The sequence below is a fragment of the Flavobacterium sp. GQ95 genome, assembly GCF_059758655.1.
The window spans coordinates 17,957-30,812 of sequence record NZ_JCAXEB010000001.1; the positions used below are offsets into that span (position 1 = coordinate 17,957).

Annotated in this window: 10 protein-coding genes; 9 read left to right on the forward strand and 1 reads right to left on the reverse strand. The window is 35.9% G+C overall.

Going from position 1 to position 12,856, the window contains the following annotated elements; all coding sequences use genetic code 11:
* Positions 1-186: 186 nt before the first annotated feature.
* Both AC6CH4_RS00070 and AC6CH4_RS00075 read left to right on the forward strand, forming a co-directional pair.
* The gene (locus tag AC6CH4_RS00070) at positions 187-1,905 is read left to right on the forward strand and encodes an ATP-binding protein (RefSeq protein ID WP_498099077.1); all 1,719 of its coding nucleotides are present in this window, start codon (positions 187-189) and stop codon (positions 1,903-1,905) included.
* Positions 1,906-2,334: 429 nt separating this feature from the next.
* A complete protein-coding gene (locus tag AC6CH4_RS00075) occupies positions 2,335-3,096 on the forward strand; it encodes a phosphatase PAP2 family protein (RefSeq protein ID WP_498099079.1) in 762 nt (253 codons plus the stop codon).
* Positions 3,097-3,342: 246 nt separating this feature from the next.
* Here AC6CH4_RS00075 and AC6CH4_RS00080 read toward each other — a convergent pair whose 3' ends face one another.
* Positions 3,343-4,116: an XRE family transcriptional regulator gene (locus tag AC6CH4_RS00080; RefSeq protein ID WP_498099081.1), complete on the reverse strand. Its 774-nt coding sequence runs from the start codon at positions 4,114-4,116 to the stop codon at positions 3,343-3,345.
* 84 nt (positions 4,117-4,200) lie between these two features.
* Here AC6CH4_RS00080 and dinB point away from each other — a divergent pair, with 84 nt between their 5' ends.
* From dinB to AC6CH4_RS00115, 7 genes are all read left to right on the forward strand, one after another.
* Positions 4,201-5,382, forward strand: a complete 1,182-nt coding sequence (dinB, locus tag AC6CH4_RS00085; protein WP_498099083.1) for a DNA polymerase IV — start codon at positions 4,201-4,203, stop codon at positions 5,380-5,382.
* Positions 5,383-5,384: 2 nt separating this feature from the next.
* Positions 5,385-8,444 carry a DNA polymerase III subunit alpha gene (locus AC6CH4_RS00090; protein ID WP_498099085.1) on the forward strand — a complete coding sequence of 1,020 codons (3,060 nt, stop codon included), beginning with the start codon at positions 5,385-5,387 and terminating at the stop codon, positions 8,442-8,444.
* Between the two features lie 51 nt (positions 8,445-8,495).
* The gene (locus tag AC6CH4_RS00095) at positions 8,496-9,875 is read left to right on the forward strand and encodes an exonuclease domain-containing protein (RefSeq protein WP_498100587.1); all 1,380 of its coding nucleotides are present in this window, start codon (positions 8,496-8,498) and stop codon (positions 9,873-9,875) included.
* A 71-nt stretch (positions 9,876-9,946) separates the two neighbouring features.
* Positions 9,947-10,723 carry an exodeoxyribonuclease III gene (xth, locus tag AC6CH4_RS00100; RefSeq protein WP_498099087.1) on the forward strand — a complete coding sequence of 259 codons (777 nt, stop codon included), beginning with the start codon at positions 9,947-9,949 and terminating at the stop codon, positions 10,721-10,723.
* 10 nt (positions 10,724-10,733) lie between these two features.
* Positions 10,734-11,360 (forward strand): alpha-ketoglutarate-dependent dioxygenase AlkB family protein, encoded by a 627-nt coding sequence (locus AC6CH4_RS00105; RefSeq protein WP_498099089.1) that lies wholly within the window; start codon positions 10,734-10,736, stop codon positions 11,358-11,360.
* Positions 11,361-11,505: 145 nt separating this feature from the next.
* The gene (locus AC6CH4_RS00110; RefSeq protein ID WP_498099091.1) at positions 11,506-11,967 is read left to right on the forward strand and encodes a DUF1810 domain-containing protein; all 462 of its coding nucleotides are present in this window, start codon (positions 11,506-11,508) and stop codon (positions 11,965-11,967) included.
* A gap of 269 nt (positions 11,968-12,236) precedes the next feature.
* Positions 12,237-12,641: an MFS transporter gene (locus AC6CH4_RS00115; protein WP_498099093.1), complete on the forward strand. Its 405-nt coding sequence runs from the start codon at positions 12,237-12,239 to the stop codon at positions 12,639-12,641.
* The last annotated feature ends 215 nt before the right edge of the window (positions 12,642-12,856 follow it).

The window sequence follows — 12,856 nt, forward strand, 5'->3', positions numbered from 1 at the left end:
CCATATAAGTCATATAAGTTCATTTTAATTAGGGGCGTTGAATTTAACCGCAAAGTTCATTTAAGGTTTTGCTCGTAGCAAGGTCACAAACTTTCTTATATTTTCTATTCTTTGCGTCAATATTGCGCATTTTTATATTTTCTTATATCACTTATATGGTGAAAAAAAAATTAAATGTTTTATAAAATGAGAATTAAAACCAAATTGAATCTGGGAGTTGGATTATTATTTTTAATGATCATTATACTTTCGTTAGTGAGCGGCTATTCTGTTTTTTTGATAAAAGCAGACACAGAAAATATTCTGAAAGCGAATTATAATACGCTGGAATATTCGCGAAATATGATTTTGTCTTTGGATGAAATTAAAGAAAGTCCCGATAGTAAGATTCGTGTTTTCAAGGAATATCTTGAAAAACAAACGCAAAATGTTACCGAGCCCGGAGAAAAAGAAGCAACGGCTAAACTTGAAAATGATTTTTCGCTTTTAGAAAAAAACAGTTCCGATGAAAAAATAAAAACGCAAATCAGACAAGATATTTTTGCGATTATGAAACTCAATCTGGACGCCATAAAACAGAAAAGTGATATTGCCAAACATACTGCTGAAAATGCCAATTTATGGATTGCCATTGTGGGAAGTTTATGCTTTTTGATTGCTTTTAATTTATTGGTTAATTTACCGAATAACATTGCAAATCCGATTAAGGAATTAACCCAGAGTATTAAGGAAATTGCGAATAAAAACTATTCGGAGCGTGTGCATTTTACCAGCCACAGCGAATATGGAGATTTGGCAAAATCGTTCAATACGATGGCGCAGAAACTTCAGGAATACAACGACAGTAATTTATATAAGTTGTTCTTTGAGAAAAAGCGACTTGAAACGCTTATCAATAATATGAATGATCCTATTATTGGTTTGGATAATGAAGGTATTGTTTTATTTATGAATGATGAAGCGTTGAAAATTATTGGTTTAAAATGGGAAGATGTTGTAGGGAAGCCGGCCTCTACTCTGGCCTTGTCTAATGATTTAATTCGGTCTTTGATTGTAAAAGAAGAAATTGATTCTCCTAAAAAACAACCGCTTAAAATTTACGCACACGGAAAGGAAAGTTATTTCGAAAAAGAAATTCTAAATATTACCATAATTCCAACGGGAGAAGAAAAAGAAATTAATATTGGTGATGTTATTATTCTGCGAAATATTACCCTTTTTAAAGAACTCGATTTTGCCAAAACCAATTTTATTGCAACCGTTTCGCACGAATTAAAAACCCCAATTGCCTCTATAAAACTGAGTTTGCAATTGCTTGAAAATGCAAAAACCGGCGACATGAACGACGATCAGAGACAATTGGTTGAAAGCATAAAAGATGACAGTCAAAGGCTATTAAAAATTACAGGGGAATTACTGAATTTATCCCAATTGGAAACCGGAAATATTCAGCTGAATATCGAAAAAAGCAATCCACACGAAATTGTAAATTATGCTGTGGAAGCCGTAAAAGTTCAGGCCGATCAAAAGCAGATTAAATTGGTTATTAATGCTGATGAAAACCTTTCAGCCGTAAAAGCCGACAGCGAAAAAACAGGCTGGGTTTTAATTAATTATTTGTCGAATGCCATACGCTATTCTTCTGAAAAAAGTACCATTATTATCGAATTAAAAAAAGAAAACAATCAAATCGTATTTCAGGTTATCGACACCGGAAAAGGAATTGACGCAAGATACAAAGACAAAGTTTTCGATAAATATTTCCAGGTTCCCGGCAGCCAAAAATCAGGAACCGGATTAGGTTTGGCAATCAGCAAAGAATTTATTGAAGCTCAAAATGGAAATGTTGGGGTTGAGAGTAATTTAGGATTGGGAAGTACATTTTGGTTTTCATTAAAAGTATAAAAAGAGCCATAGGCTCAAATTATATTGTAGGGCTGGACTTCAGTCCAGTTCAGGTAAAGTATGTTAAATTGGGATAAAAAAAAATTAAAAAGAGCTCCAGCGGAGCATAATGTTTATAGTTAATTTATAGATTCCAATTAAGCTCCAGCGGAGCGACATTCATCGTGATTATAAACATGCCACCCCGATGGGGTTTATTAAAATGTAATGAAATTTTTCTATAAATATGGCGTCCCGATGGGGCTATGTTGTTAATTTGCTTGTGATTTAAATTTTGATATTGATATTTTGATTCTATAATATTTAGCCAATCTTAACCCAACTACTCTATTCAAACACAACTAATTAATATTCGCTTAAGGTTCAATTAAGTCAAAAATAGTTAGTTAAGACATTCGTTATCATTGCAACTTATAATGATAACGAAAGATGTTTCACAAAACGATTTCTCTGGTATTTCTATTTGGGTTCTTTTCTGCAACTGCACAACAAAACGATTCTATTGCTAAAATTGACAGCACTTCAAATCCTTTAAAATTCAACTACAAACAATTAATTATTCCGAGTGTTTTAATTGGTTACGGCGTTATTGGAATTGGAAATGATCAGCTTTTAAGTTTCAATTCGCAAATCAAAGCAGAAGTTACCGAAGATATTGATGAAAAAATTACCATTGATGATTTCTCGCAATACGCGCCTGCGGCCTCTGTTTATGCTCTGAATGCTTTTGGCGTAAAAGGCAAAAACAATATGCGGGACCGTTCTGTAATATTTGTAACCTCCTATGCAATTATGGCGACAACGGTTTTGGGTTTAAAATCGATTGTACATGAAGAAAGACCTGACGGAAGTTCGAATAACTCTTTTCCTTCCGGGCATACTGCAACTGCTTTTGCCGGAGCCGAATTTTTATGGCAGGAATACAAGGATAAATCGATTTGGTACGGAATTGCAGGTTATGCCGTAGCAACCGGAACCGGGCTTTTTAGAATTTACAACAACCGCCATTGGTTAACTGATGTCGCTGCCGGAGCCGGAATCGGGATTTTGAGTACAAAAATCGCTTATTGGATGAATCCGTATATTACCAAAAAATTATTCAAATCGTCTTCTGAAAATAAATTAACTTCTATGATAATGCCTTTTTATAATGGTCAGCAATATGGATTGGGGTTTGTGAAGGTTTTTTAGATTTTGCCACAGATGTACAGATTAAAAAGATTTTTTTTCTATAGCTAAAGCTCCAGCGGAGCGTAATATTTATAGATAATTAATGATTTCCCTATACAAAGCTCCAGCGGAGCGACATTCATCGTGATAATAAACATGTCACCCCGATGGGGTTTATTAAAATGTGATAATAATTTTCTATAAACATATCGTCCCACTGGGACTTACTTTATATTGCAATTGAAATTGAAATTTGAAATTGAAAAATTACGTATTAGAAGTATTATTCTTAATCTCCATAACCTCTCTTTTCACTTCCAAAAGCAAGTCCTTCATACTTTGTGATTCTGTCTGTTCATGACGTCTATCGCTTCTTCCAATATTACATTCGTATTCCCAAATCTCTAAAATATCTGAAGCTTTCACTTCGTAATTCGGATAAAAGCGATTATCTGATTCCAGAACCAAGGCATTCTTTTTATTTTTATTGAGACGTTTGTACACCATACCTTCATTTTTGGTAATCAGGATATAGGTTTTTCCATCCATAACCTCGCCCAGCCTTTCTACATAACGCCCAATTATAATGGAACCGTCTTCGTGTGGCGGCATTGAATCGCCTTCTACAGGAAAACCTCTGTGTTTCCCCGGGCCTAAAAACGGAAGCGAAACCTGCTGTAAACTTTCAATATATTCGGGATCGGCATAGCCGTTTAGATAGCCGGCTTTTGCTTTTTGACTTACAATTTCTATATAATTTTCTCCGAATCGATCGACTTGTATGGGCAAAATGAGTCGGTTGCCTTCTAATTTTATTAAATTTTCTACATCAATTTTACGGATATCGACAGACAGTATCAGATCAATACTCATATGAAAATATAAAGCGATCTGCTTTAAAATATCATACGGTGCTTCTGAAGTTCCGTCTTCGTATTTAACGTATCTACCTCTGGTAATCTTTAGGTTTTCAGCTAATTTCTCTTGTGATATTTTATGCTTAACCCTCAATGCTCTGATATTGTCTGAAAATAAGGACATAATTAATTTGTTATAATTTGGAACATCAAATATACGAAAAAATGTTATTATCTGTACTAATTTTGTTGTACAAAAACAAAGGAAATGACTAGGGCGATTGTACACATGGATTTGGATACCTTTTTTGTATCCTGCGAAAGGCTAACCAACTCAGAATTAAGAGGCAAACCTCTAATTATTGGTGGTGGCGATCGCGGTGTTGTAGCCTCTTGTTCATATGAAGCACGAGTATTTGGAGTGCGTTCTGCGATGCCTATTCATATGGCGATGAAACTTTGCCCTCAAGCCAAAGTTATGAAAGGCGATATGGAATTATATTCAAAATTATCGCATGATGTTACTCATGTTCTTCAGGAAAAAGCACCCATATTAGAGAAAGCCAGCATTGACGAATTCTATCTTGATATTACCGGAATGGACAAATTTCACGGAAGTTACAAGTGGACGAATGAACTCGCGCAATCTGTCATTAAAGAAACCGGATTGCCGATTAGTTTTTCATTATCCATTAATAAAACCGTTTCTAAAATTGCTACCGGCGAAGGCAAACCAGTAGGGAATTTACAAATTCCGGAAAACGAGGTACAGGGCTTTTTGAATCCGCTGTCGATTCAAAAAATTCCTATGGTTGGAGCTGTCACTTTTCAACTTTTATCCCGAATTGGAGTCCGTAAAATTCAAACTTTATCTGAAATGCCTCCTGAAGTTTTACAGCAGATGATTGGCAAAAATGGATTGGATATTTGGAAAAAAGCCAATGGAATTGATCACACGCCCGTAGAGCCTTACACCGAAAGAAAATCAATTTCTACGGAACATACTTTTTCTCAGGATACTATCGATATCGCAAAACTCAAAAGAATACTTATCGGAATGGTCGAAAAACTGGCTTTTCAATTGCGTTCAGAACAATGGTTAACCTCAACTATTACAGTTAAAATACGCTACGCCAATTTTGATACCGAAACCAAACAATATAAAATTGCGTACACTTCGGCAGATCATATTCTGACCAAAAATGTAATGGAACTTTTTGAAAAAGTGTACCAACGTCGAATGCGATTACGCCTGATTGGTATTCGCTTTAGCGGATTGGTTCGCGGTACCTATCAAATCGATCTTTTTGAAGATACCGAGGAAATGCTTTCACTCTATGCCGCGATGGATAAAATGAAAAGCCGTTATGGTTTTGATGCCGTAATGCGCTGTGCTGGAGCTCATTTTAAACCGAATAATAAAGATGAAATTTTAAACCGTAAAAAATAATCATGTATCTCAACTGTCATTCCTATCATTCATTGCGCTACGGCACGATTTCTCTTGATAAACTTATCAGGGAAGCAGTTTCTTGTGGCGTAACAGCAATGGCGTTGACAGATATTAATACCATTACCGGAATTTATGATTTTATAAGAGAATGCAAAAAAGTCGGAATCAAACCTCTAGTCGGAATGGAGTTTCGTTGCTATCATCAATTTCGATATATTGGTTTGGCAAAAAATGCTGAAGGTTTAGGCGAAATGAATCGGTTCTTAACAGAGCATAATTTCAGCGGAGAAGCTTTGCCTTTGATTGCTCCTGAATTCGAATCGGTTTTTGTGATTTATACTTTAGAAAATGCTCCGAAAACGCTACGCGAAAATGAGTTTATCGGTATTCGGTCAGATGAAGTTTCAAAGCTTTTTACATCCAAACATGCAACTAAAATGTCCAAAATGGTTGTACTTCAACCGGTCACTTTTAAAACTAAAAAGGAATTTAATCTGCATAAAATTCTGCGTGCGATTGATACTAATATTATTCTTTCGAAACTTACAGAATCAGATTATTGCAGAACTTCTGAAAAAATGTTGCCTTTAGAATCGCTATTGCCTTTTTATGAAAATTACCCGGAAATTATTGCCAACACAAAAAAAATAATCGATTCTTGCGATTTCCAATATGATTTTACAACTCCAAAAAACAAAAAGTTTTTTACTAAAAATCGCGAAAGCGATATAAAAAAGCTGACCAAATTAGCCTATGAAGGCTTGATTTGGCGTTATGGCGAGAATCACGAACTGGCAAAAAAGCGTGTCGAAAAAGAACTCAAAGTCATTGATGAATTAGAATTCAGCGGTTATTTTTTAATTACCTGGGATATTACCCGATACAGCACCAGTAAGGGATTTATGCACATTGGACGAGGAAGTGGTGCCAACAGTATTATTGCCTATTGTTTGGGAATTACAGATATCTGTCCTCTGGAACTGGATTTATATTTTGAACGTTTTTTAAATTTAAATCGAAAAAGTCCACCTGATTTTGATATCGATTGGAGCTGGAAGGAACGCAACATTATTTTAGAATACATTTTTGATAAATATGGTCGTGATCATGTTGCTTTCTGCGGAACCAATGTCGAATTCAAACACCGCTCTATTTTTAGGGAAGTTGGAAAAGTTTTCGGACTTCCTAAAGAAGAATTAGATATGCTGGCCAAAAATCCGAAACAGCTACACGAAACCAATTCTATTGTGAAATTCGTTCAGGAATATGGCGACATGATTTTAAAATATCCCAATCAGCGTAGTATGCACGCTTGTGGGATTATCATTTCTGAAGAACCTATTACTAATTATACGCCTCTGGAAATGCCTCCGAAAGGTTTTCCAATTGTACTTTTTGATATGCATATTGCCGAAGAAATTGGTTTTGAAAAATTCGACATTCTGAGTCAGCGTGGGATTGGTCATATTGACGACAGCGTAAAACTGATCGAGAAAAACAGAGGAATTAAAGTGGACATTCGTAACACTTCCATTTCTAAAGATGAAGCAGTATGCAATATTCATTTGGCGCAAGGCAAAACTATTGGCTGTTTCTATATCGAAAGCCCCGCCATGCGCGGTTTATTACGTCGATTGAATTGTGATAATTATAAAATTCTGGTTGCCGCGTCTTCGATCATTCGTCCCGGCGTAGCACAATCCGGAATGATGAAAGAGTATATTTTTCGGCATAATAATCCGGACCAATTCGAATATTTTCATGAAGCCTTCAAAGAACATCTTGGCGAAACGTATGGCATTATGGTCTATCAGGAAGATGTTATCAAAATTGCTCAGCATTACGGAGGTGTTCCTGCTGCAGATGGCGATATCCTGCGTAGAGCTATGTCTGGAAAAGGACGTTCCAAGGAAGCTTTACAAAAAGTAAAAGATAATTTCTTTGCGTCTTGTGCCAGAAAAGGACATCCTGAAGCGTTAAGTCAGGAAATTTACCGCCAGATTGAATCGTTTGCCGGATTTTCGTTTTGTAAGGCCCATTCGGCTTCTTATGCTGTTGAAAGTTATCAGAGTTTGTACCTCAAAATTAATTATCCTGTTGAGTTTATGGTGGCAGTCATCAACAATCAGGGCGGATTTTACCGAACCGAAGTGTATGTACACGAAGCACGTATGTCTGGCGGGACCATTCTTAATCCGTGTGTGAATAAAAGCGAATATCAAACTACGGTTTATGGAAATGATATTTATTTGGGTTTTATGCACTTGCAGGGTTTAGAATCGAAAATCGTTCAGTTAATTGAATCAGATCGGGAGAAAAACGGTGCTTTTCTTTCTTTAGAAGATTTCATCAATCGTATTCCTATCGGAATTGAGAGCATTAAAATTTTGATTTTTATAGATGCTTTTCGGTTTACAGGAAAAACAAAAAATCAGCTTTTGGTGATTGCGAGTTTGCTTTTAAACAATTTCAAACCCGAAAACAGAAGTTTGATGCTGTTGCAGGAACCCGTTAAAGAATACAAACTTCCGACTTTGGAACGTTCTGTTTTTGAAGATGCTTTTGATGAAATTGAATTGTTGAGTTTTCCTGTTTCATGTACTGTTTTTGATTTGCTTCAGATTAAATACCGTGGTGATATTATGGCCAAAGATTTAGTGGCGCATCATAAAAAACAGGTTCGGATGCTGGCGTATTTAATCTCCAGAAAACAAGTCCCGACCAAAAAAGGAAATATGTATTTCGGCACCTGGATTGATCATGAAGGTACTTATTTTGATACGGCGCATTTTCCTGATTGTCTGGCACAATATCCTTTTCAGGGCGGGGGCTGTTATTTGCTTTTGGGAAATGTCGAAGTCGATTATCATTTCCCGACAATCACCATTATTAAAATGGCCAAAATGCCATTTATTCCGGATCCGCGTTATATGGATGCCAAAGATCAGTTTAAAACACAGCGACAGATTAAAGAAGATGTGAGTCCCACGCATCGTGAACCGTATCCGCAGGGACATGAAATCAACTTACCAAGACACCGAATGAAATTTCAAAAATAACCACCGATGATTTTACAAGAACAAAAAGAGGTTTTGCGTTATAGTAAAGAGATGAAAAAGCAAGAATATGCCATAGTAGATATCGAAACCACAGGTGGGAACGCCAGTGGCAGCCGTATTACTGAAATTGCCATCATTATTCATGATGGCGAAAAGGTAATCGACCGCTTCGAAACGCTTGTTAATCCGGAAAGGGAAATTCCGCTTTCTATTTTTGGACTAACGGGTATTAATAATGCAATGGTCGCCAATGCGCCCATTTTCGATACTATTTCAGAGAAAGTACTGGAAATGCTGACCGACCGTATTTTTGTCGCACATAACGTCAACTTCGATTATTCATTTGTACGTCATCAACTCGAACAGGCGGGTTTTAAATGGACCGCAAGAAAACTCTGCACCGTTCGCGCAGCAAGAAAAATTAAACCAGGGCTGTCATCTTACAGCCTCGGAAAACTTTGCTATTCGCTGGACATACCTTTAGAGAATCAGCATCGGGCTGGCGGGGATGCAGATGCTACCGCAATATTATTTTCCCGATTACTCGAATGGGACGCTGAAGGCGAGATCGCAAAAATGGTCAAGATGACTTCACAGGATCAGCGTTTACCTCCCAATTTGCCTCCTGAAGATTTTAATAATTTACCCGAAAAACCAGGTGTCTATTATTTTTATAATCAGCAAAAAAAGGTGATTTATGTTGGAAAAGCCATCAACTTAAAAAAACGTGTAGCTTCTCATTTTAGCGGTCATAAAATCAATCCGCAAAGACAACATTTTTTAAGGGATATCTATAGTATTTCCTTTGAAGTTTGTGCTACCGAATTAATGGCACTTCTATTAGAATGTACCGAAATAAAACAGCTTTGGCCAACTTACAATAGAGCATTAAAACGTTTTGAAGCCAAATTCGGCATTTATCAATATGAAGCAAGAAACGGGTACAAATATCTGGCCGTTGGAAAACTAACCAAATTTCAGACCTGCATTCATGAATTTAATAGTTTGTATAACGCTATAGATTTGCTGAGAAGTCTGGCTGAACAATTTGAGATTGACCAAAGATTCTGCAAATATTCCAGACCTGAAGAAGGAGAATTTTTTCAAAATAATGAAGTCAAAAGCCTGCCAGATGTTTTGCTTCATAATGAACAAGTCGACAATGCGATTGATTTTTTATTACGAAACAGACCAACTTTTGCCATTATAGATAAAGGAAGATCAAAAGAGGAACGCAGCTGTATCTGGATTGAAAACGGGCACTTTTATGGGATGGGTTATATTCCGTCAGATGTTGCGATTACTGATCCATTAGAAATAAAAAATTATGCTACACCTTACAAAAGCAATCAATATATGGTGCAATTAATTTTTGCTTACGCAGAAAAATATCCGGGTAAAGTATTCTTTAACAAACAATTCCTGAAATAAGAATAGGAAACTGTGTAAATATATATGTTTAAAAAGCTGTAAATTTAATAGCACAACTAATTAAATCTACTATGAAAATAGCCACTTATAATGTAAACGGAGTTAACGGAAGATTAAATGTATTACTACGCTGGCTTGAAGAAGCTAAGCCAGATATTGTCTGTCTACAGGAATTAAAAGCGCCACAAGATAATTTTCCGATTAAAGCGATTAATGACGCAGGCTACAATGCTATTTGGCACGGACAAAAACAATGGAACGGTGTTGCTATTCTAGCCCGAAATATGGAAATTGAAGAAATAACCCGCACACTTCCGGGAGATGAAGAAGATATTCAGAGTCGTTATGTTGAAGCTTTGATAAACGGAATCGTGATCGCCTGTCTTTATTTGCCAAACGGAAACCCTGCGCCGGGACCTAAATTAGAATATAAGCTGAAATGGTTTGATCGCCTGGCGCATCGTGCTGAAACCTTATTGAGTTTAAATACTCCTGTAATATTGGTTGGAGATTTCAATGTGATGCCAACGGAATTGGATGTTTATAAACCTGAAAAATGGGTTAAAGACGCCCTTTTCCTGCCTGAAGTTAGAAAAGCTTTTGCAGCTATTGTTTCTCAAGGATGGACAGATGCGATCCGTACACTGTATCCCAAAGAGAAAATTTATACGTTTTGGGATTATTTTAGAAATGCTTATGAGAGAGATGCAGGTTTGAGAATTGATCATTTTTTACTGAGTTCAGAAATAGCGACGGCATTGCGATCCGGAGGAGTTGATCGTCATGTGAGAAGCTGGGAAAAAACAAGTGATCATGCACCTGTATGGATTGAAATTGACAAAAAATAAAGGAGAAAAAATGACATTATTTAACGACACCGAATTATTTGCAACTGGTTTGGCAGGAAAAAAAGTATTTGACATTCCTGATTCTGAATTGATTTTGATTGATAATTTCTTCACAAAAGAAGAGTCTGATCGTTTTTATGAACGACTGCTTCGTAAAACCAAATGGAGAGAATATGAAATGGAAATTTATGATAAAGTTTATACCGTTCCCAGAATGATTGCCTGGTACGAAGACAAGGATAATCCCGGGGCAGATCAAAATGGTCCCGACTGGAATTATGAATTACTCACCATTAGAGGTCGTGTAGAAAAAGAAACGCAGCTTGATTTTAATACTGTACTTCTTAATTTATACCGAGACGGAAATGACGGCGTGGGCTGGCACAGCGACAAAGAGCACAATACGGGGCCAAACCCTGTTATTGCTTCGGTGACTTTCGGAGAAACCAGAATGTTCAGACTTCGTCATAAATTCAGTAAAGAAATTCCGCAAGTCGAAATTCCGCTACATCATGGTTCTTTTTTGTTAATGACCGGAACAACAAATAGTTTTTGGCAGCATCAGGTTCCGAAAACAGCACGTGATGTTTTACCTAGAATTAATTTAACTTTTAGGCAAACACATCGCAGTTTATGATTGAAAATGAGATTATTTGACATTTCATAACGGCGAGGAAAATTCTTCCACGAAAAGTTAAATTACTCATTGCGTGAACCTTTTATTAGGCAGACCTTATCTTTTTTAGTACTTTTGCAACCCTTTTTTAATAATTAATACCATAATGGCTTACTCAAACAATGATTTATCGCGTTTCTTAGATGCGCAAAATAAACTCTATCTTACTGCTTTTTCTGAAATCAAAAAAGGAAAAAAAGAGACACACTGGATGTGGTTCATTTTTCCGCAGATTAAAGGATTAGGGAGTAGTGATACTGCAAATCTTTATGCGATTGCCGATATTAAAGAAGCTACCGAATTTTTAGAACATCCTATTTTAGGAAAACATCTTATTGAAATTTCTGAACTGTTTTTGACTTTTAAAAGAAAATCAGCTGATGGAATTTTAGGTGATTTAGATGCCCGTAAATTGCGTTCTTCCATGACACTTTTTTCTTTGGTAGAAAACACAAATCCTGTATTTCAGGAAATATTAGATGCATTTTTCTCTGGAGAAACAGATCCTCTTACTTTGAATATTATTAATTCAACTATAAAATCATCTACGGAAACTGAAATGGTATAATAGCCAAATTGTTTCCTGGATTATTTAAATCAAAAGACACTGTTAGAAATAAGCAGTGTCTTTTTTTTTGAAATGTGTTGAAGATTAACCATAAAGGGCGCTAGTTTTTTTACCACGAAGACGCAAAGACACAAAGTTTATTTTTTCTTTGCGGTTTCGCGACTTTGCGAGATTATTTTCTCACACAGATTGGTTTTTAGTTCATGTTCAAATTTTGATTTTTTTCAAAAGAATAATTCTATATTCGTATTTATAAAATCAAAAAACTAATGACCGAAAAAATTAAAATTCTTAAAACTATTCATCTTGCTATTTGTGCAGGAGTTATTATTACTTACATCATGCTTGGAGAATTCTCTATAAAAACATTAAAAATTCCTGTGCTTGATTCTTCTTCAATTGTATTTGCAGTCTTACCTTTTCTAGCCATTTTTATTGGCAACTTTCTATTTAAATCACAATTAAAACAAGCGGATCAAAATTTAAAAATCGAAGAAAAATTACCTGTGTATCAAACCGCATCGATTATTCGTTGGGCAATTCTTGAAGGAGTGGCTTTTGTTATTTTATTTTTGAAACCTGATTTAGCTCTATTTGGATTAATTGTTATAGGTTATCTTATTTTTTTAAGACCAACTGAAGAAAAGATTAATGCTGATTTTCAAAATGTATAATTTTTTTGAAATGTGCTGAAGACTTAACCGCAAAGGGCGCAAGAATTTTACGCAAAGTTCGCTAGCTTTTTTTGCTCGCAAAGTCGCGAGGTCGCCAAGTCAAAAAAACAAAGCTTAAAAAAAAACAAGGCTTAAAAAAAACTTTGCAGCTTCGCGACTTTACGAGATTATTTTCTCACGCAGATTAAGCAGATCAATAAAAAAAAGCGTCTTGC

Bases quoted from the DNA above. Each gene is read 5' to 3' on its own strand.
- xth (WP_498099087.1), top strand. From the start codon at position 9,947: ATGAAAATAGCCACTTATAATGTAAACGGAGTTAACGGAAGATTAAAT.
- AC6CH4_RS00070 (WP_498099077.1), top strand. From the start codon at position 187: ATGAGAATTAAAACCAAATTGAATCTGGGAGTTGGATTATTATTTTTA.
- dinB (WP_498099083.1), top strand. From the start codon at position 4,201: ATGACTAGGGCGATTGTACACATGGATTTGGATACCTTTTTTGTATCC.
- AC6CH4_RS00090 (WP_498099085.1), top strand. From the start codon at position 5,385: ATGTATCTCAACTGTCATTCCTATCATTCATTGCGCTACGGCACGATT.
- AC6CH4_RS00110 (WP_498099091.1), top strand. From the start codon at position 11,506: ATGGCTTACTCAAACAATGATTTATCGCGTTTCTTAGATGCGCAAAAT.
- AC6CH4_RS00080 (WP_498099081.1), bottom strand. From the start codon at position 4,116: ATGTCCTTATTTTCAGACAATATCAGAGCATTGAGGGTTAAGCATAAA.
- AC6CH4_RS00075 (WP_498099079.1), top strand. From the start codon at position 2,335: ATGTTTCACAAAACGATTTCTCTGGTATTTCTATTTGGGTTCTTTTCT.
- AC6CH4_RS00115 (WP_498099093.1), top strand. From the start codon at position 12,237: ATGACCGAAAAAATTAAAATTCTTAAAACTATTCATCTTGCTATTTGT.
- AC6CH4_RS00105 (WP_498099089.1), top strand. From the start codon at position 10,734: ATGACATTATTTAACGACACCGAATTATTTGCAACTGGTTTGGCAGGA.
- AC6CH4_RS00095 (WP_498100587.1), top strand. From the start codon at position 8,496: ATGAAAAAGCAAGAATATGCCATAGTAGATATCGAAACCACAGGTGGG.